This is a genomic window from Geotalea uraniireducens Rf4, from assembly GCF_000016745.1.
Taxonomy (GTDB): Bacteria; Desulfobacterota; Desulfuromonadia; order Geobacterales; family Geobacteraceae; genus Geotalea; species Geotalea uraniireducens.
In genome coordinates, this window is record NC_009483.1 from 2,930,397 (window position 1) to 2,953,780 (window position 23,384).

Annotated in this window: 11 protein-coding genes and 1 pseudogene; 10 read left to right on the forward strand and 2 right to left on the reverse strand. The window is 53.6% G+C overall.

What is annotated here, in order from left to right; all coding sequences use genetic code 11:
- Positions 1–105: 105 nt before the first annotated feature.
- Complete coding sequence (locus GURA_RS12940; RefSeq protein WP_011939405.1) at positions 106–2,019, forward strand: SpoIIE family protein phosphatase; 1,914 nt, start codon at positions 106–108, stop codon at positions 2,017–2,019.
- A gap of 183 nt (positions 2,020–2,202) precedes the next feature.
- A complete protein-coding gene (locus GURA_RS12945) occupies positions 2,203–3,294 on the forward strand; it encodes a phosphotransacetylase family protein (protein WP_011939406.1) in 1,092 nt (363 codons plus the stop codon).
- Between the two features lie 11 nt (positions 3,295–3,305).
- On the opposite strand, the gene GURA_RS12950 is transcribed toward GURA_RS12945, so the two are convergent.
- Positions 3,306–5,948 (reverse strand): cation-translocating P-type ATPase, encoded by a 2,643-nt coding sequence (locus tag GURA_RS12950; protein WP_011939407.1) that lies wholly within the window; start codon positions 5,946–5,948, stop codon positions 3,306–3,308.
- Positions 5,949–6,063: 115 nt separating this feature from the next.
- Between GURA_RS12950 and GURA_RS12955 the strand changes: the two genes are divergently transcribed.
- Complete coding sequence (locus GURA_RS12955; protein WP_011939408.1) at positions 6,064–7,290, forward strand: endonuclease Q family protein; 1,227 nt, start codon at positions 6,064–6,066, stop codon at positions 7,288–7,290.
- 23 nt (positions 7,291–7,313) lie between these two features.
- On the opposite strand, the gene GURA_RS12960 is transcribed toward GURA_RS12955, so the two are convergent.
- Entirely contained in the window at positions 7,314–8,021 is a 708-nt protein-coding gene (locus GURA_RS12960; protein ID WP_011939409.1) for a DsbC family protein, read from the reverse strand.
- A 457-nt stretch (positions 8,022–8,478) separates the two neighbouring features.
- Between GURA_RS12960 and GURA_RS12965 the strand changes: the two genes are divergently transcribed.
- The 7 genes and pseudogenes from GURA_RS12965 to GURA_RS24330 all read left to right on the forward strand — a co-directional run bounded on the left by GURA_RS12965 (position 8,479) and on the right by GURA_RS24330 (position 23,301).
- Positions 8,479–10,701 (forward strand): peptidase domain-containing ABC transporter, encoded by a 2,223-nt coding sequence (locus GURA_RS12965; protein WP_011939410.1) that lies wholly within the window; start codon positions 8,479–8,481, stop codon positions 10,699–10,701.
- Positions 10,702–10,738: 37 nt separating this feature from the next.
- Positions 10,739–11,185, forward strand: coding sequence for a hypothetical protein (locus GURA_RS12970; protein ID WP_011939411.1), 447 nt, complete (start codon positions 10,739–10,741; stop codon positions 11,183–11,185).
- 18 nt (positions 11,186–11,203) lie between these two features.
- On the forward strand, positions 11,204–11,854 hold the full coding sequence (locus GURA_RS12975) for a radical SAM protein (protein WP_011939412.1): 651 nt from the start codon (positions 11,204–11,206) through the stop codon (positions 11,852–11,854).
- A gap of 56 nt (positions 11,855–11,910) precedes the next feature.
- Positions 11,911–12,480, forward strand: a complete 570-nt coding sequence (locus tag GURA_RS12980) for a hypothetical protein (RefSeq protein ID WP_041245444.1) — start codon at positions 11,911–11,913, stop codon at positions 12,478–12,480.
- Positions 12,481–12,504: 24 nt separating this feature from the next.
- Positions 12,505–12,768: pseudogene (locus GURA_RS25355) on the forward strand (NlpC/P60 family protein); the annotation flags it as partial.
- A gap of 154 nt (positions 12,769–12,922) precedes the next feature.
- The gene (locus GURA_RS24950; protein ID WP_232278910.1) at positions 12,923–13,264 is read left to right on the forward strand and encodes a hypothetical protein; all 342 of its coding nucleotides are present in this window, start codon (positions 12,923–12,925) and stop codon (positions 13,262–13,264) included.
- Positions 13,265–13,275: 11 nt separating this feature from the next.
- Positions 13,276–23,301: a putative Ig domain-containing protein gene (locus GURA_RS24330; RefSeq protein WP_041245445.1), complete on the forward strand. Its 10,026-nt coding sequence runs from the start codon at positions 13,276–13,278 to the stop codon at positions 23,299–23,301.
- Positions 23,302–23,384: the final 83 nt, after the last annotated feature.

Below are 23,384 nucleotides of genomic sequence, written 5' to 3' on the forward strand. Positions count from 1 at the left end.
TTGTGTTATAATTTTTTAAGAAACAATCACAATAAGCTGTATGCAAACATGACTTGTCTATACAGTCACAAATTTTGCGAAAGATATATGTACGGAGATGCCTTTATGAGTACACCGCTCCGAGTTTTAATAGTTGATTTCTCTGAAGACGATGTCGGACTTTTGGTCAGGGCACTTCAAGCCTGTGGCTATGATCCGGCATATGATGTGGTTGAAACGTATGCGGCGATGAAGGAAGCAATCGTCAACCACTCATGGGACGTTGTCATTTCAAAATACGCCCTCCCCTTCTTCAACGCCCGCTCAGCCTTGTCCTTATGCAGGGAAATCAATCAGGACCTGCCGTTCATGATTATCTCCGATTCGACCGACGAATATACGGCAGCCCAGGCCATGACACCCGCAGCCAACGATTATTTCCTGAAAGCGTATCTGACACGATTGGTCCCGGCCGTTAAACGGGAACTGCAGGAGGCTGAGGAACGGCGCAAACGGAGGGATGCGGAAGAGGCCCTCGTCCGGAGTGAGCATAGGTACAAGCGGCTTGTCGCGGCAGTCACAGACTACATTTACACCGTCAAAATCGAGAATGGGCAGGTGAGCAGTACTTCGCATGGGCCGGGTTGTGTGACGGTAACCGGCTATACTCCTGAGGAATACCATGATAACCAGCATCTCTGGTATCAGATGATTCTCGAAGATGACCGTCAGAGGGTGATGGAGCATGCCGGCGCGCTCCTTTCGGGCATGGATGTTCCGTCCATCGAGCATCGCATTATCCATAAGGATGACTCAATCCGCTGGGTAAAGAACACCATCGTTCCACGACACAACGAACTGGGCTCACTTGTTGGATACGATGGCCTTATTTCAGACATCACCGAACGCAAGCAGGCTGAAACGTCTCTCCGTCTCCAGAGCGCAGCATTGGAAGCCGCAGCCAACGCCATTGTCATAACCGATCACACTGGCGACATCATCTGGGTAAATCCGGCTTTTACCCTGCTCACAGGTTATTGCCAGGAAGAAGTCGTCCACCAGAATCTTCGTTTTCTCAAATCCGGCAAACATGATGACGGGTTCTATCGGCACCTGTGGGAAACAATCAATAGCGGCATGGTCTGGCACGGCGAAACAACAAACCGGCACAAAAGCGGCTATTATTACCTGGAGGAACAGACCATTACTCCCGTAATGGATGAAAGAGGGAAAATATGTCATTTTGTTGCCGTAAAACAGAACATTACAGAACGTAAGCTGGCGGAAAAGGCCCTTTTGGAGAACATCCAGATGTCACGGGAGATGGAAATCGCCAAGCGGATACAGCTTTCCCTCCTGCCGGCATTTCCTCCCAAGCTGTACGGTGTCCAGTGCGCCAGCCGATGTGTGCCGGCCACCCACGTTGGTGGTGATTACTATGATTTTTTCCACCACAGTGAAAACAGCATTGACATGGTTATTGCCGACGTTTCCGGGCACAGTGTCGGTGCAGCACTTATAATGGCTGAAACACGCAGTGCTTTGCGGGTACAGGTCAATGCCGCCAATTCGACGACTACGATCCTGTCCGACCTCAATGATCTTCTATTCGAAGATCTGAGCAAGGCGGAACTTTTCATCAGCATGTTTTACATCAAATACAATTCCCTCAAACGTCAGCTCACCTATTCCAATGCAGGGCACAATCCCCCCTTGCTGTTCCGCCCAAGCGAAATGTCTTTCACCGAACTTGACGCGGAAGGATTGATCCTCGGGGTACAACGAGACGTTGATTTTGAGGAAAAGAATATCCAGCTTTACGTAGGGGACCTTTTGGTACTCTATACAGACGGCATTGTTGAAGCGCGAAATGCAACCGGCGATTTCTTCGGCCGGGAACGTCTCTGCACTGTTCTCGCCGATAAACATAACGACGCACCGGAAACGGTTGTGAATGCCGTACTTGAAGAAATAGCCTGTTTTACCGGCACCACGGTATTCCAGGACGACATATCATTGGTCATTCTCAAGACAGTGTGATTCGCGCAATATATAAAAACGGAAACGAAACCGCAGAACAGAGAGCCACTGTGAGCAGAGAGAAAAATCTCTGTCTCTTCAGTGGCTCTCTGTTTTCTGGTTTTAATGTCTTTTTTGGGTTATAGTTTCTTTGTTCTTGTTATGCCTGCTGTATTGAAATTATTAATAATCAGGGGGGGAAGAATGGCAAAAAAGATATTTATCGGTGCAACTGGTCAGAACTGTGGAAAGACCACCATAAGTGTATCTCTCATGCACCTGGCACGAAAGAAATACAACAAGGTGGGTTTCATCAAGCCGATCGGGCCTAAGATCGAGATTTACGATGACTTTATCGTGGACATGGATGCCGTGCTCATGGCAAAGGCATTCGGCCTGGAGGAAGACATCGCCATCATGTCTCCGGTTGCGCTCCACAAAGACTTTACAAAAGATTATCTGAACGGCAGACTGGATGACCTCTCTCTCAGCGATTGCATTGTCGAGGCTGTCGAAGAACTCGACAGCAAATATGACTTATTGATTATCGAAGGTGCGGGACATGGGGGCGTAGGTTCGGTTATCGGCCTGAACAACGCCAGGGTGGCAAAAATGCTTAATGCCCCGGTCGTCATTGTCACCGACAGCGGCATAGGGAGGGTCATCGATGCGGTCCACCTGAACCTGGCCCTCTACGAACGGGAACAGGCCGATGTTCGCGCAATCATCGTCAACAAGCTGCTCCCCAAGAAGCGGGAATCGGTCCTTGGTTACCTGGGAAAGGCATTTGTGAACACCGGCCTGCAGGTTATCGGCGGGTTCAACTTTTCGCCGGTCCTCGCCAATCCGACCCTCGGCCATATCTGCAAACTGCTTAAATTGCCACTGCATGGCAATCAAGACGAAAAGAGCCGCATCATCAACCATATTCAACTGGGAGCAGCCTCTTCCCAGCGGGTCATCGACGGGCTGCTCGATTCCACCCTGTTGATCCTGACCAGCTCCAGGGACGAGTTGATCGTAACCCTGGCTTCACTCTATCATATCCCGGAATACAAGGCCCAGATAGCCGGACTGGTGATAGCCGGACATGTGCCGGTGTCAAAGATCAGCCAGCAAATACTGGATGACAGCAATATCCCGTACATTCGCGTCGAAAAGACAACAGCCACCGTATTCACCGCCCTGTCGGAAGACGTCTCGAAAATTACCGCCGAGGACCAGGAAAAATTGAACTGGATCAAGACGAATGCCGAAAGGGATGTGGATTTCGCGACGATCGATGCGTTGCTGTGACGAGGAAGATACTAGAAAACCCGGCTGTTTCTCCTGCGGCTCAATATCAGTTTCTCCGCCTCCGTGACCAACAAGACCACCGATGACAACACCAGAATGATAGAGAACTCAGTGAAGGAGAGTGGAGATGTGGAGAACAGGGAATTCAGGGCTGGAATCCATACCACGCAGGATTGCAGGGCGCACGTTATGATAATCGCGCCGACAAGGGGAATGTTGCCGAAAAGTCCCAGTTGAAACAGTGACAGCCGGTCTGAGCGAACAGAAACGGCCATGGCCATTCTGCTGATGACCAGGAAGCTGAAAACCATTGTCTGCCATGGAAGGCCGCGTCCTGATGCATAGGCCTGAAGCGAAAGAGCCAACGCGCCGATCATAAGACCGTAACGCGCCATAAACCACCACCTTCCCTCGGCAAAGATCCCTGCCGCAGGGTTGACCGGCGGCCGGCACATGGTGTCCCGCTCCGCAGGCTCAACGGCCAGAGCCAGACCTGGAAGGCTGTCGCACAGAAGGTTCAGCCAGAGGATCTGAACCGGAAGAAGCGGCAGAGGCATGCCGAAAAAAGGGGCGAGGACAACGAGCACGAGGGTTCCCATGTTGGACGTTATCGAATAGGTTATGAACTTGAGGATGTTGGCGTAGATACGCCTCCCCTCCCTCACCGCATTGACTATGGTGGCGAAGTTGTCATCGAGGAGGATCATCGCCGCAGCCTCCTTCGCCACATCGGTGCCGGTCATTCCCATGGCAATGCCGATATCGGCCCGCTTCAATGCAGGAGCGTCGTTTACCCCGTCGCCGGTCATGGCAACGAAGTGCCCCTTGTCCTTCAGGGCCTGGACGATTTTCAGTTTCTGCTCCGGCGCCACCCTGGCATAGACCCGAATATGCTCGACCCGTCGTTCGAACTCCTCCAGTGACAGATCATCCAACTCCCGACCAGTGAGCATCCTTTCGCCGTCTTCTTCCAGCATTTCCAGCTTTCGCGCTATGGCCAGCGCCGTAACCGGATGGTCGCCGGTAATCATGACCGGGACTATGCCCGCAGACCTGCATAGCGACACGGCCGGCAAAGCCTCTTCCCGGGGAGGGTCCGTCATGCCTGCCAGCCCGAGCATCGTTAAATCCCTTTCCACCACGTCGCTGGATATGCTGCCCGGCATCTTGTCCCACTTTCTCATGGCAACGGCAAGTACGCGCATCCCTGAGGCAGCCATGAGCTCGTTCTGACGGATAAATACCCCCCTGTCCAGATGCTCGACACCGGCGGCGGACATGATGCCGCCAGCCCTGTCTACAAGCGCCTCTACAGCTCCTTTGGTAAAGGATACGATGCCGTCTGGCCCATGGTGAAAACTGGTCATGCATTTCCGGTCCGAATCGAAGGGAAGTTCAGCAATGCGTGGGAACTGAGCCGCCAACCTCAAAGGGTCAAGTCCATAACCGAGGGCCAGGACGTAGAGGGCAACATCCGTCGGATCGCCGGTCATGTTGTCTCCGTTGTCCTTCCGGGCATCGTTGCAAAGGGCAGCGGCTATCAAAAGGTGTGAAAGCGTTGATTCTGCGTCGACAGCGCCCCCTCCCGCCCCGTTGGCGGCAAAACCGGGCGAGATGGCAGCACCGTCAAGAAAGAGCTCTGTCACCGTCATCCTGTTCTGGGTCAAGGTGCCGGTTTTATCCGTGCAGATGTAGGTTATTGCGCCGAGGGTCTCTACGGCCGGAAGCCTGCGAATCAGGGCGTTCTGCTTCACCATCTTCCCCGCCCCGAGTGCCAGTGAAATGGTGACCACGGCCGGGAGGGCCTCAGGTATGACAGCCACGGCAAGGGAGATGGCGGTCATGAACATCAGGAGTGGAGATTCTCCGCGCAAATAACCGATAATGAAGACCATGGCGCAGACGAAAAGTACGACAACGGCAAGTCGTCGGCCAAAAGCAGCCAGTCTCCGCTGTAATGGGGTCTTCGCTTCACCTTCCGCCTGGATCATGGCGGCAATTTTACCAAGCTCGGTAGCCATGCCGGTTGCGACTACTATCCCCATACCCCGACCGGCAGACACAATGGTCCCCTTGTATGCCATGTTTTTTCGCTCACCCAAGGGAAGACGGGGATCGCTGAGGCGCCTGCCATCCTTTTCCACGGGAAACGACTCTCCGGTCAGGGACGATTCCACCAGCTTCAGCTGCACCCCATCCACCAGCCGGAGGTCTGCCGGCACCACATCGCCCGTCTTAAGCAGCACCAGATCACCCGGAACGATTTCCCGGGCATCAATCGACTTCAGCTGACCAGCCCTCAGGACATCGGCCACTTGGCCGGCCATACGCTTGAGCGCGATGATTGCCCGTTCTGCCCGAAACTCCTGAATAAAACCAATGATCGCGTTGAGGATGACAATGGCAATGATCAGCAGCATATCGCCCGGATTACCGGTACTTCCGGCCAGAAAAGCAGCTCCCAGGAGAACGAGGATCATGAAGTCGCCAAACTGGGAAAGAAACATAACAAGTGGCATTCTTGCCCGTTTTTCCAGCAGTTCGTTAGGCCCGTTAACCGTCAGCCGCTGCTCCGCCTCGCCGTCACTGAGGCCCTGACGGGATGAACGGAATTCTGCGAACACATCCTCTATGGAAAGCTGATGCCACTCCATGACGCCCCTTTTTATAACTGCTGAGCGATAAAGAAAACATTGATAAGGTGCACGGTATAAAGTATAAAGTCCTGAGCCATAACCGCAACTTTCACCGACATAAAGGGGCAAACCCATGCAGTTTATTGCCGATCTCCACATCCATTCACGCTATTCAAGGGCGTGCAGCCGCGACCTCACCCCGGAAAACCTTTGCAGATGGGGACAATTGAAAGGGATCAACGTTATCGGTACTGGTGACTTTACCCATCCCCTCTGGATGGAAGAACTTCAAGAAAAACTCGAACCAGCCGATAACAACCTGTTGATTTTAAAGAAAAGTCTCCGGCCGAACAACGTGCCGCAATCCTGCCGCGGTGAGGTCAACTTTCTTCTCTCCACGGAAATCAGCTGTATCTACAAAAAAGATGGCAAAACACGCAAAGTCCACGCCCTCGTCTTTGTCCCCGATTTTGCCTCAGCATTGCGTCTCAACTCGGCTCTGGCTAAAATCGGCAATATCAAATCCGATGGCAGGCCGATCCTCGGACTGGATGCCAGGAAACTCCTGGAAATGGTCCTAGATATCTCCCCGACGGCAATGCTGGTGCCGGCCCACGCCTGGACACCACACTTTTCAGTCTTTGGCGCCGTATCAGGATTCGATTCACTGGAAGAATGCTTCGGCGATCTGACCCCTCACATTTACGCCATCGAGACCGGCCTCTCTTCCGACCCTGCCATGAACTGGCGGCTTTCGGCATTGGATCGGATAACCCTCATTTCCAATTCCGACGCCCATTCGCCCGCCAAGCTGGGGCGGGAGGCGACGATCTTCGATACGGAAATGTCGTACAACGGCATCATGGAGGCGATAAAGAGCGGAAAAGGATTGAGCGGCACAATAGAATTCTTCCCGGAAGAGGGGAAATATCATAGTGACGGTCATCGGGAATGCGGCATGCGATTGACACCGCAGGAAACCGTGCAGTATGACTACCGCTGTCCGTCCTGCGGCAAGAAAGTCACTGTCGGAGTGTTGCACAGGGTCGGAAAACTGGCAGACCGACCGGAAGGATTCAAACCGCCCGGTTCACCGTCATATTACTCCATCATACCGCTCCAGGAGGTGATTGCGGAGACATTAAAGGTGGGTCCTGCCAGCAAAAGGGTGCAGCAGATGTATTTCGGCATGCTGGAAAAGCTGGGGAATGAGTTCTCTATTCTCTTGAAAATACCGCCGGCAGAGATAGCTGCTGCCGCATCGCCGCAAATCGCCGACGCAATCGGCAGGATGCGCACTGGAAATATCCGTATCGAGCCGGGATATGACGGTGAGTTCGGCACGATACGGATATTCTGAGCCGGGGATTTCCGCCCCCTTCACTATTTGAGCAGTTGGTCGATCTTTGCCAGGTCGGCTCCGACCACTTGCTGTCCGCTGATGAAGAACGTAGGCGTTCCCTGGACACCCATTTTTTTCGCCAGTTCCATATGCTCCTGGGCCAGCGACTTCACCTCATTACTGACGGCAGGGGCAGCCTTTGGAATCTCCATGCCGAGCATCATCTCTCCATAGGCCTTTGCCTTGTTCTCTGAACTGAGGATGTATTGGATCTTGCTGATCGCGGCGGGATGGGCCATGGGAGCAAAATAAACATAGCGGGTCACGTCGGTTTTCTTGGCTAAGAACTCAGAGGCTTTTCTGCAGTAAGGACAGTCGGGATCGGTAAATTCAATGACGACCTTCTTTCCGTCACCGATCTTCACTGCCTTCTCCAGAGGGAGGCTCTCCACGAGCTTCGCTGCCAGTCGCCCTTTTCTCTCCGCAGTGATGCTCTTACCATCCTTGGTGAAAATCTCTCCCAAAATCACGTAATCCTTCTCAGGCACGTAATAGAGGACATTCTGACCCGTGACCACCTGGTAAATGCCATTGATGTCTGCAGGTTCGAAACTGTCCACCTTTACCTGGGGGTAGGCCTGCTTGAAGGCCTCTTCGGGCTTCAAGGCTGCGGATGCGGCAAAAGCGGCCGAGGTGCAAGCCAAGGCCAGTAGCAATCCTGCGCAAAACTTTCTGCTGATGATCGTCATTACTCTTCTCCCTTGTAATTATTATACAAATCTAGCTCTCATAATGCTGTTGAACTTACCTTAGCCCAACAAGGTTGTCAATAGACTGGGGCTTCGATACTGTTGTGTTTTTGCGACCGTAGCTTTTATTCCCGAAATGCAGAGTAAAAAGGCACAAATAATTGCTAACAAATTATTTTTTAATAATAATTCAAAATTTTGACTGGGTTCATTTTTGCTAACTATTAGATTTTATTGTGTGACTGTAAATTTTTTTTACACTGTAAAAAATTTTTACACTTTTTTACACAAACTTAATATTGATTTTTTTAAGATATTTCGATAAGTGCTTTGAATCTATATATTTTACAAAAGAAGGACTAGGTGGTCTGGTAGCATCTGCTTCCATTCTCTTTGATCATGTGTTTTTTAAGTATAAGAATAATCACAAGCGTTAATACAGACGAGCCAAAACAGCATGAGAGTTGCCCAATCCAGAAAAATGCGACACAGGCACACCCCACCTGGCAACCTGGCCGGGCCGGACCTGTTGTGGCTGCTTGGCAGTCTCTGCCAACTGCACCGAGTGCCCTTCGATCCCCTGCTGGTTGAACGCCAGTTTCCTCCCCCCTGTTCATTTACCTCTATTCACAACGCCCTCCATGCCTTTGGTTTTAAAACCGGTGAACATTCCGTCCCCGCAACCGGATTTGAACTGAACAAACTGCCGCTGCCGGTGGCCGGTTTTCTACCACTGCCGGTTACGGACGTCGGACCTCAGGAAACAAGCGCCAGCGAACCAAATCTCACCCCGATCCTGATCGTTAAGGTGGATCAAGACAACATACTGTTCTTCCGTCCAGGCGCCCAGACACCGGAGACTCTTTCCCTGGCAGAGGCCCAGGGACAGTTATACCCTCAGCTGCTGCTTGTCTCCCGTAGCGAACAGGCAACAGGCAAAGTGGATGCGGACGGTCCGGACGGCCAGCCGGTTGCCAGCCGGTTCGGTTTTCGCTGGTTCATACCCGAGCTGCTCAAGCACAAGCTGATCTGGCGCGATGTCCTGATCGCCTCCCTGATCATTCAGCTGATCGGTCTGGCCACGCCGCTCTTTACCCAGGTGGTAATTGACAAGGTAGTAGTGCACCAGACACAGAGCACTCTGATCGTAATCGGAGTGGGGATGCTGATGTTCATGGTCTTCAGCTCCGTCATGACATGGCTGCGCCAGTACCTGGTGCTGCACACGGGCAATCGAATCGATGCCGTGCTGGGTACTCAGGTCTTCAGCCACCTGCTGCGCTTGCCGCTTCCCTACTTCGAGCACCGGCCAACCGGCGTAATGGTAGCCCGAATGCAAGGGGTTGAGAACATCCGCCAGTTCGTCAGCGGAGCAGCCGCTTCGCTGGTACTTGATTTCCCTTTTTTGCTGATCTTCCTGGGGGTAATGTTCTGGTACAGCTGGCAGCTCTCCCTGATCGCCCTCGGGATGCTTACCCTAATCGCCTTTATCAGCTTCCTGGTCACCCCGGTTTTTCGTGAAAAGCTCAACAGGCAGTTCATGCTGGGGGCCCGCAACCAGGCCTTTGTCACTGAATACGTCGCCGGCATGTCCACCGTCAAATCATTGCAGATGGAACCGGTGCTGGAGAAGCGCTACGGCGACTACATGGCCTCTTATCTGGCAGCAGGGTTCTCCACCCGCCAGCTCTCCAACACCTACAATGTAATAGCCAATGCCCTCGAACAATTGATGACCTTCTCCATCCTGATCGTTGGGGCCTTGCTGGTCATGAAAAACGACGGCTTCACCATCGGTCGACTGGTCGCCTTCCAGATGTTTGCCGGCCGGATGAGTCAGCCGATGCTGCGGCTGGTGGGGTTATGGCAGGAGTTCCAGCAGGCTAATATTGCGGTCAAGCGCCTGGGTGACATCATGGATATGCCGATGGAACCCTATGCCCTGGTTCCAACAAGGAGCTCCTCCAGCCAGGGCGGCGTGGTTGAACTGGCGGACTTAAGCTTTCGCTATTCGGAACAGCATCCCTTTCTCTACCGCAACCTCAACCTCACCTTCAAGGCAGGCCACCTGAGCCTGCTGATGGGGCCATCCGGCTGCGGCAAGAGCACCCTGGCCAAACTGCTGCAAGGCTTTTACCTCCCCACCGACGGCCAGATCAGGATCGACGGCCGGGATATCCGCCACATGTCGGCCAATGAATTGCGCTCCATTTTTGGCGTCGTCCCCCAGGAAACGGTCCTCTTCTCCGGCACCATCTACGAAAACCTGAACCACGCCAACCCCCATGCCACCTTCCAGGACATCGTCACCGCCTGCCGCCAGGCCGAGATCCATAGCGTGATTGAAGGGCTCCCGCAAGGCTACCAAACGGAAATCGGCGAACAGGGTGTAGGGCTCTCTGGCGGACAACGGCAGCGGGTTGCCATCGCCCGGGCACTGCTCAAGCGCCCCCGCATCCTCATCTTCGATGAAGCCACCTCCAACCTGGATCAGCAGACCGCCGAGCACTTTGCCGCAACGGTCAACCAGCTGAAGGGAAAGGTATCGATGATTTTCATCACCCATCAACTGCCCAAGGGGCTGCAGGTGGATGATGTGTTCAGGTTTGGTCAGCAGCAGAGCCAGCCGCAGATGATGGAGGTGGTTGGGGAGGAGAAGCGGGATGGGGGAGATGAGTGAGGCAGTTTCTCTGCAATGATATGAAAAGGAGAAATGAATGTACAAAAAGAAAATCATTTCAATCGCATTTTTTGTCTTGTTCCTTATGTCTTCATACTTCTGTTTTGCCACCGAAAATGAGTACGTGACTGAATGGATGCCGAGTCGCCAATTTCAGTCTACCTTCGACAGAATGGCAGATAATCGATTCTATACACATTTTGTGGAGGGAAGAACAATGAATGGAGCAATTCAATACCGTGCAGAGTTCCGGCCATTATTCAAGGAAATGAAAAGATGGTATTCGTTCCATGGGATGTCGGATGAGTGGTATGCAAGGCGAAAGGCGGCTTTTGAAAAGGGAGGATTTAAGGAACTATATCACAACTTTTTCCTCGATTTTTCAGGGCAGCATGTTCATCAGGCATGCTGGGTCGAGCTTTTCGAATCTGCCGAGACACCTCCCCTGGAAAAGAAAGGCGTAAAGCCGTTGATATCATTCTAAACGGAAAGGAACTCTATAATGTACATTCAGGTAACCACAAAATGCAATATGCGCTGCGGTCATTGCTGTTATGCCTGTGAACCAGGCAAGGGCGAACATATGCCATTCGAGGTAATTGCGGAGGTTCTTGCACGATGGGGAAAGAAAATTCTTGATGACAATCAATGGATTGTTATCGGTGGAGGTGAACCAACCTTGCACCCTGATTTTTGGAAAATCATAAGCCATGCGCTTTCCTATGGACCTGTTTGGGTTGCTACCAATGGTTCCAATACGGAAGACGCCCTTACGTTGTGCAGAATGGCGAAGCGGGGGGTCCTTCGGGGGGTATTGAGCCGCGACAAGTGGCATGAACCAATTGATCCCGTTGTTGTCGAAACATTCATGGCTGGTTTGGTTGAACAAGAGTTCGGTTACTGGACTAATGATCCGAAAAGCTTTGATAGTCGGGAAATCAGGACAGTTAAGAACCCCTATATTGGAGGGCATGCCAAGGCAGGTTTGGGCGGTTGTCCATGTCGAGGTGTGCATATAAAGCCGGACGGCAACATTTATTCGTGTGGGTGTGAGACAGCGGTTCAGATTGGCACGGTCACAGATGGAATCGCTGAGAAGTATCAGTGCGTAAGTCTTTATGATGGTTGTTATAAAGAATGGATTGGCAATTAGTGACTATGATTTCTGATACTGCATTGCTTTATCTGTGATCCGTAAGGAGGTTAAAAATGAAAATTCGAATTAAGTTGATCAGTTACATTGTTATACTGCTTGTTTGTTATGTTAGCTCTTTATCAGTATTTGGCGATCAAGCAAACCCAAATCATGGGAAAACGCAGAGTTATCCTTTGACTCCTGAGGGTGTTGTAGAGGCTTACTGCCTTGAATCTTTCAATGGAGCAGGATTGAGTTCAGATACTTGGGTGAAAATACAAAAATACACCGTATGGGAAGATGGCCCTGGATGGGATACAGCTGTCGTGGTTTCAAATTACAAAATAACAAAAATAAGAGAGTCTTCGAATACAGCCGAAATAAAAGTTGAATATGAAATTATTGCTGATCTTCCAGCAGATATAAGAGGGTTTAAATTGACAACCGATAGGTTGTCAGTGGCTTTCCTGTATAAATTGATTAAACAAGAAGGTCACTGGAAAATAAAATCACCCCAGGAGCCACCTCACATTTCAATATCAGCCACAATAGATAAGTTGAATAACTATATTTCAGTAAAAAGAGATGCTAGAACAATTAATAATATTAGATCAATTATATATTATCTAAACAATAAAAAATAACTTTGACAATAGGAGATTTTACTTATGGGCAATAATGTAATAATCAATGCTAAAAATAAATATGGTAATGGTGGTTATGATTATGGTTATGGTGGTAATGGGACAAAAGATACTGATCGTAATGGAAAATTGGATATAGATTGTTCTCACTTGGTAAACGATGCACTCCAACAGTCTGGATATGATATACCGTATATGACAACCGGCGAAATGAGGGGATCAAAAGGAAATAAATATTTTGATAACGTGTCCCCCGATGATGTTAGACCGGGTGATATTATCGTTTTTAAAGGGCATACCGGAGTTGTTGAAAGTTATGACCCTGAAACAAATACCGGAAAGTTCTTTGGGTCTCAGTCCAAAGGGCCAGCAACAACAGAATTTGGCACGGATACAATAAAAGGGTGGGATAAACCATTTAAGATTCTGCGACCAAAAGGAGATGATCCTGATCCTGGTCCTGGTCCTGGTCCTGGTCCTGGTCCTGGTCCTGGTCCTGGTCCTGGTCCTGGTCCTGGTCCTGGTCCTGGTCCTGGTCCTGGTCCTGGTCCTGGTCCTGGTCCTGGTCCTGGTCCTGGTCCTGGTCCTGGTCCTGGTCCTGGTCCTGGTCCTGGTCCTGGTCCTGGTCCTGGTCCTGGTCCTGGCCCTGGTCCGAGTCCGGGTCCAAGACCGCGTCCGACCCCAGGCCCGACCCCGGGTCCGAGTATACCCAATAATTATCAGCCACCCCGTGATCCACTGGTTGTTGACCTGGACCGCGATGGTGTTGAAACGGTCGGCATAGGCTCCCGTGTCATGTTCGATCATAACAACGATCGAATTGCTACCACTACCGGCTGGATCAAGTCCGATGACGGCCTTCTTGCGCGTGATATCAACGGCAACGGTAAAATCGATTCCGGACTAGAGTTGTTTGGTGACCAGACGAAGCTGAGTAATGGTCTTACTGCCTCTAACGGCTTCAGCGCCCTGAGGGATCTGGATGCCAATAACGACGGTAAATTCGACCCCAACGATCCAGCCTTCGGCGAACTCAGAATCTGGCGCGACCTCAACCAGGACGGCAATTCCCAGGCAGAAGAACTTACCACCCTCTCAGACGCAGGTGTTGCCTATATCGACCTAGCGGCTGTCAACCGCAATGTCTGGCAGAACGGGAACACCATAGCATCAGAGAGTACACTTACTAAGGAAGACGGCTCTACCGCTACAATAGCAGAGGTGAACCTTGCCAACAATCCCGCGGACAGCCGTTTTGTCGATACAGTGACAGTTTCTGATGCTGCCATGGCACTTCCGGCACTGCAAGGTTCCGGTAAAGTGCGTGACCTGCAAGAGGCTGCAACCCTCTCTCCCGCTCTCCAGGAAGTGTTGACACGCTACAGCGCAGCTACGACACGAGCGGAGCAGTTGGCGTTGCTGGACGAGCTTCTCCTTACCTGGGCCGATACTTCCGGTATGTCCAAATCCCTTGAGGAACGTGATCCTGCAGCATACAGGGTTGAATATCTGTCATTCGGAAATATACGCAGGAGCGACCATCTGGTTAAAAATACCGCAGGTGGGATTACCTCTGGAACAGTACAAAACGCCGCTGACCCCCTTATCGATGAAACGTATCGCGGACTGATCGATACCTGGAATAACCGGATTCATATCCTAGAGTCTTTCTATGGCAGCTATTTCTTTGCTGTGCCCGGACAAGCACAGGAAGGAAGCGGCGCAAGAACCGGTATGTGGGTAGATTACACTGGTAGCACGGCCCTAAATGCTGCGAACAAAAACAAACCTGCCCTAGCGATCAACTATGCGCAGCCTCAACTCGATATGCTGGGCCAGGATTATCAAGCACTCAGGCAAACGGTGTACGATGGTCTCATTTTACAAACCCGTATGAGAATGTATCTCGAAATTATTGACACTACCACAACCTATACTGATACCTATTCGGACATTGACATCTATGATGATTCCTACACTTATACCAATACTTATTCCGGCTCAGATCCAGACATCAAACCAGAAACCGCGATCGGTTACACTTTCGATGTGACCCGCCTTACCCAAGCATTCGTGGATAAAATTGATGCCGATCCGATTAACGGCATTACCGACCTTATAGAATTCAACAGATGCACTAAGGGTCTTCTTGCCGATACCCCGTGGGACGGCGCAACCCTTCTGGAAAATAAGATTCGTTCGCTGCCCATAACGCCGGAACTCCAGGCCCTCTATCAGGAGTTCAATGTACGGTTCAACGGTATCCAAGGGGGAAACGGCGACGACATTATTCTAGGTGACGATCAGAGTCGCACCATTTACGGCGGCAACGGCAATGACACGCTCTTTGGAGGAGGCGGAAACGAGATGCTGGTTGGCGGAAACGACAACGATATCATTTCCGGCGGGGCGGGGGACGACCAACTTAGGGGCGAGGCGGGTGATGACCAGTACATCTTCGGACGGGGAAGCGGAAATGACAACATAGTCGACGGTCAGGGACGCAACAGTATCCTTTTCTCCGGCCTCAATCCGGGCGATATCACCGTAACCACACCGAACAGCTATAACGATGACTTCGTCTTTAGCATTAAGGACACGGGAGAAACTCTGCATATTGCAGGAGGGTGGAACTGGTATTGGTACGAAAATACTTCCATTAACCGCTTCATTTTCGCCGATGGGACGGTCTGGAACAAAGAGAACGCCATTAATGCGGCGACGTCCTATCCAACGGAAGGCGATGACCTGATCATTGGCAGCCGCCTGACCGATTCTATTGATGGGTTAGGTGGGAATGATACGATAATCGGTCGCAGCGGGGATGACGTCATTGACGGGGGCGCCGGCGACGATCTTCTCATCGGTTCCGCTTATGCCTACAACGATTATTATACAGGAGCGCAGCGAATAAATGCCACCGTCGTCGAGGCCAACGGCAACGACATCTACTATTTCGGCCGCGGCTCCGGCCGCGATACCATTATCGACGGCGACGATACCCAAAACACAGATCGACTCAGGTTCTTTGAGGACGTTGCTCCCTCTGACATCGCCGTTAGCCGCAATAACGACGACCTGATCCTCACCATCAAGGACACCGGCGACAGCGTCACCATCCGCAATCACTTTCTGGAAAATTACCCCGGCGCACCCGAGCATCACGACTACGAGGTGGAATTAATCGAATTCGCCGACGGAACCAAGTGGACCTGGAACACCCTCCGCGACATGCTGCTGACCGGAACGGACGGCGCGGACACCATTATCGGCTACCGCCAGGACGACGCCATCAGCGGTGGCGCGGGGAACGATTACATCGACGCCCGAAGCGGCAACGACGTGATCTCCGGTGGTGACGGCAACGATACCATCTCTGCCGGGCTGGGGGACGACATCATAGACGGCGGCACGGGCGATGACACCATCTACGGCACGGACAGCCATTACTACGATGTTGCCTACGATGCACCGCGAAACGATAACGACACCTACCTGTTCGGTTGGGGCGACGGCCACGACACCATTTACAACCGGAACGAGAGCCTGATCAGCAGCGACACAATCAGGTTCAAGGATGGGATCACTGCGAGCGACGTCAGGTTCGAGGGGGTCCTGGGCTACAACGAGGACCTGCGCATCGTTCTGGGCGACGGTACAGACAGCATCACGGTGAAGAATTGGTTCGCCAGCGCTTATTACCAGATAGCTCGCATGGAGTTCAGCGACGGGACGGTGCTGGATGCGGCCTATGTAGCAAGCCACCTGGTCAAGGAGGGTACGGCGGGTAACGACGTCATCTTGGGAAGCCGCCAGAGCGAGACCATTTCCGGCTACGCTGGCGACGACACGCTTTACGGCGGGGATGGCAACGACCGACTGGACGGGGGGTCCGGCAATGACATGCTCGCTGGCGGCTACGGCAACGACACTTACCTCTTCGGTCGCGGCGATGGCCACGATACGGCCTATGAAGGATTCGGCAACGGTTACTATTGGGTCAACTCACCCGATGACGCGATAGAGTTCAAGGCCGATGTGCTACCGGAAGATGTGATCGTCCGGCGTTTGGGCAACGACATGCTGCTTACCATCAAGGGGAGCGATGATCAACTGACGGTCAAGGACACCTTCAATGACTATAACGAGAGCAATCGCATCGAACAGGCGCGCTTCGCAGACGGAACGATCTGGGATTATACAACCCTCCTGACACTGGCCCTGCAAGGGACATCCGACGACGATATCCTGGAGGGCGGAGCGGGGAACGATGTGCTGGATGGAGGGGCCGGAAACGATCTCCTGAGGGGCAGGGATGGAGGGGATACCTATCGCTTCGGTCGTGGCTATGGCAACGACGTGATCGAGGAGAGCGGCTGGGGTGGAGTCGATACAGTCGAGTTCCAGGCCGGCATTATCCCGAGCGATCTCACATTTACTATCGATACGAACGGTGCTCTGTTGATCACCATTAAAGGGAGCGGAGACAGCCTTCGGTTGAGCAACGGCACATATAATATCGAACGTTATGTCTTCAGTAACGGAACCACTCTCACTTCGGCCGACATAAACAGGCTGGCTGCCACCCTCCCCAGCGCCGAAAGTATCGTCGGCACAGCAGGGGACGACATCTTGGTGGGGAGTGACATCAACAGCACCATCCTTGGGCTTGAAGGCAACGATGTGCTGAGCGGGGCTGACGGCGACGATTGGCTGGAGGGAGCTGCCGGCAACGATACGCTGGCGGGTAACATGGGTGACGACAATCTCTACGGCGGCGACGGGGACGACGTCCTGAATGGTGGAAGTGGACGCGACTATATCGAAGCCGGCAACGGCGCAAACGTTATCCGTTTCGAGCAGGGGAGCGGTGTTGACTTTGTCCGGACGCGGCTGGCCGACGGCCAGGCCGATACCATTGAGTTCGGCGCAGGGATTACCTCGGCCGACCTCCAGGTGCAACTGGGGAATCAACGTTATTGGGATATCCAGCCTGGTGACAGCGGTTATGCGACACTGGTTGTAGGAACTGGTGACGACGCCTTCCGGATCGAGGTCGACGGCTGGTCCACCGATATCTCCCGTTCCTCTGTCCAGCGGTTCCGCTTCAACGATGGGACCGAGCTGTCGCTAGAGCAGGTCATAGCCATGAACGACGGCGGTATTGCAGGGTGGCAGTCCGGTTTCGACGGCGACGACATCCTGGTGGGAAGCAATGCGGATGATGACATCAACGGCTATGACGGCAACGATGCCATCCGAGCCCGCGCCGGCAACGATTATCTAAATGGTGGCGCCGGCAGCGACCTGATGGACGGCGGCAGCGGCAACGATTACTTCTATGCCGGTTCAGGGAGCGACGTGCTGGCGGGCGGTAGAGGGGATGATACCCTTATCGGGTCTTCAGGGGAAGATACCTACCTCTTCAACCTTGGTGACGGCAACGATATCGTCGAAGACAACTGGGACGGCGGCAGAAAGACTATATCCTTTGGTGTGGGGATCGTTCCCGATGCTGTTTCTGCCATGATGGACGAATATGGCAACCTGCGGCTTTTGGTTGATGGCGGCGTCGGAGGCAGCCTCACGCTGTTACGCTGGTTCCAGCAGGACCGACTCACTATGCAGGAACCGCTGACAGTCGAAAGGGTGCAATTCGTGGCCGCCGACGGCAGTGTCAGGATATACGACCTGGCAGGACTTGTGCGGGGTGTGGCCCCCTTGCTGTCTTCATCCACCTTTACCTCGCCGGTTGCTCTGTTCGCCGATGCGGCCTCCAACGACATTACCCTCGCGGCTCTGCCGGCAGATGGTGACGCGGCGGTGGCCTATGCCCAGAGCGGCAACCTGTTCGGCACAGCCTCCTATGGTGCCTCATCTGTCCCAACCGACGGCGACGACAGGCTCATGGGGACCGAGTGGGGCGACAGCCTGGAGGGCGGAGCTGGGAATGATCTTGTCTACGGCCTCGATGGTGATGACTACCTGGATGGCGGCAGTGGCCATGACCGGATAGATGCCGGAGCGGGCAATGATGCCATTTATGGAGGCAGCGGCAATGATCTGATCATGGCCGGAGAGGGCGATGATTTCGTCCATGCCGGGACAGGCAATGACATCGCCTACGGGGGCCTGGGGAACGATACCTTTGTCTTCAACGCCGGCGACGGCCTTTTGACCATCGAGCAGGATTACATGGAGTATGCCGGCGGGGGTGAGTACGGTGGCGATTTGCCCATGTTTGCGAGTTTTGCTAGCTATGGGGGAGACTACGGCGGCGGTTATGGTGGCGGCACAGAGAGCAACGTGCTCAGCTTCGGGGTAGGTATTACCCTTTCCGATCTCAGGTTCTCCGAACGGGACGGCTATCTGATCATCGACATCCCCTCCACCGGAGACCAGGTGAGGCTTGCGGGTTACAATCCGGACAGCCCAACCCTGACCGACGTCGTGGATAGCTATGTATTCGCCGACGGCAGCGTGGCTACCCCGCAGGACATCCTCGACGCAGGGCTATCCTCGGTGGGAGCGGAAGGAGACGATTACTTCACCGGTACGGCGGGTAACAACATTGTGGAAACCGGAGGGGGAAATGACTACCTCGTCGGCGGATTCGGAAACGACCGTCTTATGGGTGGAAGCGGGGACGATACCTATGAATTCAACCTCGGCGATGGGGTGGATACCATCGTGGACTTTAGTTCCCCCGGCATGGAGAACAGTGTCTATTTCGGCTACGGCATATCCCCTGACTCCATTTGGACCGAGGTCGAAAATGGCGCACTGGTGCTGAGGGTGGGTGACGGTGGCGACGCCATCCGGTTCGAGGGTTTCGATCCCAATATACCGGACATGCCGCAGCCGGTGGGGCGCTTCGATTTCTGGGACGGCTCAAGCATGAGCTTTTCCGACCTGCTCAGCCGTGGATTCGAGATAGTCGGCACGCCGGAGCAAGATACGCTCATCGGCACTTCCGGTGACGACAGGATTCGTGGGCTTGCCAGCGATGATCTACTCAAAGGCAACGCCGGTGACGACACCTATCTATTCCAGGCAGGCGATGGGGTTGACTCCATCGACGACGTCTCCCGACCGGGAGAATGGAACACCGTCGTGCTCCCGGACGGCATGGCTCCCTGGGAAGTTTACCTTACCCACGACCCGGAGAAAGGAGAACTAGTCCTGAAAAGATGGGGTTCTGACGACGAGATCAGGATGACCGGGTTTGACCGGTTGGATCCCTTCGGCAACCGGGCGGTGGAATATTTTCAGTTTGGACAGAACGGGCAGATTTTCTCCTATGACGAGTTGCTCAACTTGAACGGATTTGAAATCAGGGGAACCGACGGCAACGATACCCTGCTGGGAACCGCAACGTACGACTATATTCGCGGAGGTGACGGCGACGATCTGATCATCAGCGGCACCGGTGGCGACTATCTTCGCGGAACTGGCGGTAACGATACCTATGTGTTCAATCGTGGAGATGGTGAAGTGGAGATAAGTGACTTTCTGGAAGAAGGCATCGGCAACGTGCTCCGCTTCGGTCCCGGCATCACGCCGGAAGACTTGCGCAGACACCTTCGATTTGAGGATGGTTATTTTATCATCGCCTTCGACAACGGCGACACCATTTATCTTGATGGTTTCGATCCCAATGACGTGGACAACAGCCCTCGATCAGTGGACACCTTTGCCTTCGACGACGGCACGACTCTTTCCTTCGCTGAACTGGCACGCTACACGTTTGTAGTCGAGGGAGACAACCTCGACAACCTGCTGACAGGGACGAATCTGGACGACCGGCTCTACGGCTACGACGGCTCGGACAATCTGGACAGTGGCACCGGAGAGGATGTCCTCACCGGCGGGACCGGTACAGATGTCCTTCTTGGCGGCGGCGGTCGAGACGCTTATATCTTTAACCTCGGCGATGGCGTAGATACCATAACAGATACCGCCGAAAACGGTATAGGCAATATCCTCAGTTTCGGCCAGGGAATTACCATCAACGACCTTTCCCTCTCGCTGACCGGAACGACTTTGACCATCGGTTACGGTGCCTACGGTGATGCCGTCATCATTGAAAATTTCGATCCAACCGGACTCAATGGAACCACGGTTATCGACACCTTCGAATTCTCCGACGGCAGCGCCATCAGCTACCGGGAACTGGTCAACCATGCTCCCGTGGCGGCAGAGCCGCTACCAGACCAGATCGCTACCCAGGACCAGCCCTTTGTCTTCCAGTTGCCGGAAACCACCTTCAGCGATGCCGACGGCGACCAGTTGACCTATCGCCTCTCGGTGTCCGGCTATGAAACCCCGTCGGACTGGCTTTCCTTCGACCCGGCAACCCGCACCATCAGCGGCACACCAGGCAACTCGGATGTCGGAGCGCTGACAGTGACGGTGTCTGCAATCGATCCGGTAGGGGCCACGACCGGCCAATCCTTTATCCTGAACGTGGAAAATGTCAACGATGCCCCGGTAGTCACCGCGCCGTTTACCGACCAGCTTGCCGTGGAGGACCAAACCTTTGAGTTGATGCTCCCGCCCGGTTTGTTCGCTGATATCGACGCAGGAGATTCCTTGACCCTTTCCGCCACACTGGCAGACGGTTCGGCGCTGCCGTCCTGGCTTAATTTCGATGCTGCCACCGGAACCTTCACCGGCACCCCCGACAACAGTAACATTGGCAAGCTGCAGTTGTCCGTAACCGCTACCGACCAGTCAGGTGCTAATGTCACAGCTGCTTTCGCCCTTGAGGTAGTCAACACCAACGATGCACCGATGGTTGTTGACGCTATTCCCGCACAGACCGCACTGGAAGACAGCAATTTCAGCTTCACGCTGCCTGCCACGGCCTTCAACGACATTGACGCCGGTGACGCCCTGACGCTCTCCGCCGCACTATCCGACGGTTCTACCCTGCCGGCATGGCTGCAGTTCGATGCTGCAACCGGAACCTTCGCCGGCACGCCGGGAAACGATCAGGTCGGCAACCTGAATATTACGGTTACCGCCACGGACCGAGCCGGAACGACCGCCGGCAGCAGCTTCGCCCTCACTGTCCTTAACACCAATGACACACCGGTAACGGTAACACCGCTGACGGCACAGAACGTCGTCGAAGATCAGACCTTCAGCTACCAGATCCCCGCCGATACCTTCAAGGACATCGACAGCTGCGACAGTTTGACCCTCTCCGCCACGCTGGCGGACGGTTCGGCTTTGCCGTCATGGCTTTCGTTCGACGCACCAACCGGTATGCTGACCGGCACCCCCGGCAACGACCAGGTGGGAACCGTGAACCTTTCGGTAACGGCCACCGATCTGTCCGGCGCAACCATCTCTACCGGACTCAGCCTGACCGTGGACAATGTCAACGACGCACCGGTAGTGACCGGCGCCATCACCGACCAGATTGCCCAGGGAGGCCAGCCATTCAGCCTCGCCATCCCCACCAACCTGTTCAGCGACGTAGATAAGGGCAACATCCTTACCATTACCGCAAACAGTAGCGACGGCACCAACCTGCCTGCCTGGCTGACCTATGACCAGGTAAGCGGCATCCTGTCCGGCACACCTGACAGTTCCGCAATCGGCAGCTATGGTGTAAAACTGACCGCCACCGACCAATCCGGCTCACAGGTCGACACTTCCTTCAACATTAGCGTAACCAGTGTGCCCGCCGGCAACAGCGCACCAGTAGTAACACCGGATACAGCCGAACTCATAGAAGATCATTGCCCCCCCTATGTGACAGGCAACGTCCTTGCCAACGACAGTGATCCGGATGCCGAAGACAGCCTCACTGTTGCCGACCCGGGCTTTGTGCGGGGCGAGTATGGCTACCTGGGGCTCTCCAGTGATGGCAAGTACGGATATATGGTCAATAACCGGTCCTATGACGTGCAGTCACTGGGACGCACCGCCCAACAGGTGGAACATTTCAGCTACACCGTCACCGACGGCGAGGCAGAAGTTGCCTCTTCCCTCGACATCACCATCAAGGGCACCAACGATGCCCCAGTGGTGGCCGAGCACCTGTCCGACCAGCGCGTCAAGAATAACAGGGCCTTCAGCTTCGCCATCGACTCCGACAGTTTTGTCGACATCGATAAGGGAGATGCTCTGACCTACACTGCCACTCTGGCCGATGGCAAGGCACTGCCGGACTGGCTGAAGTTCAATGATAAAACCGGTATTTTCTCCGGAACCGCTCCCAAGAATGCGGGCTACCTGGATATCAAGGTCACCGCCACCGACAGAGTTGAAGCCACCGGCAGCACAGAAGGCAGCCTCTCCGTTTCCGACACCTTCGAGATTAGCTTCGGCAAAAGCAGGAAGGGGTCATCATGCCGTGACGAGGACGACCATAAGGACAAATTGGACTGGATGAAAAAGGCTGGATCTGATCGACATGAAAATGAACGGGATAGCTACAGGTCCGACCATGACGATGACCGTGACATCCGACGCAAGGATGATCATTCGGCATCGACCTCGAAAGAGTACCTTGACAGCAACCAGCTTGATGACTACCTGCAGGAGGTTGATCAGCCCTCTCCCGGAACCGACCGCGAGATTGCCGCACGCTGGCAGGCAGTCAGTGATGCGTTAAAGCAGGAACTAGCCGATTTCGACAACGACTTCGGGAACCATCGCAAACAATCCGGCGACTTCTCCTCCATGAATTATGACCACAGCTTCGGCTTTGGCAGGGGCATTGCCGATAACGGCCTGCTGACCGCCGGCAGCGGTACCGACCTGAAGGACTTCAAGGGTCTGAAGGAAGGGATGCGGAGATTGGGATAAAACAATCTGCATGGACAGGCCTGTGCTGAGATTAGTCCCTTAGAAAAATTATTTGCATGTTTTTTGCGAAGAATTTTTCGTGA

What these genes read in the sequence shown, in the direction of transcription:
- GURA_RS12940 (WP_011939405.1), top strand. Translation starts at nt 106, where the DNA reads ATGAGTACACCGCTCCGAGTTTTAATAGTTGATTTCTCTGAAGACGAT.
- GURA_RS12945 (WP_011939406.1), top strand. Translation starts at nt 2,203, where the DNA reads ATGGCAAAAAAGATATTTATCGGTGCAACTGGTCAGAACTGTGGAAAG.
- GURA_RS12950 (WP_011939407.1), bottom strand. Translation starts at nt 5,948, where the DNA reads ATGGAGTGGCATCAGCTTTCCATAGAGGATGTGTTCGCAGAATTCCGT.
- GURA_RS12955 (WP_011939408.1), top strand. Translation starts at nt 6,064, where the DNA reads ATGCAGTTTATTGCCGATCTCCACATCCATTCACGCTATTCAAGGGCG.
- GURA_RS12960 (WP_011939409.1), bottom strand. Translation starts at nt 8,021, where the DNA reads ATGACGATCATCAGCAGAAAGTTTTGCGCAGGATTGCTACTGGCCTTG.
- GURA_RS12965 (WP_011939410.1), top strand. Translation starts at nt 8,479, where the DNA reads ATGAGAGTTGCCCAATCCAGAAAAATGCGACACAGGCACACCCCACCT.
- GURA_RS12970 (WP_011939411.1), top strand. Translation starts at nt 10,739, where the DNA reads ATGTACAAAAAGAAAATCATTTCAATCGCATTTTTTGTCTTGTTCCTT.
- GURA_RS12975 (WP_011939412.1), top strand. Translation starts at nt 11,204, where the DNA reads ATGTACATTCAGGTAACCACAAAATGCAATATGCGCTGCGGTCATTGC.
- GURA_RS12980 (WP_041245444.1), top strand. Translation starts at nt 11,911, where the DNA reads ATGAAAATTCGAATTAAGTTGATCAGTTACATTGTTATACTGCTTGTT.
- GURA_RS24950 (WP_232278910.1), top strand. Translation starts at nt 12,923, where the DNA reads ATGATCCTGATCCTGGTCCTGGTCCTGGTCCTGGTCCTGGTCCTGGTC.
- GURA_RS24330 (WP_041245445.1), top strand. Translation starts at nt 13,276, where the DNA reads ATGTTCGATCATAACAACGATCGAATTGCTACCACTACCGGCTGGATC.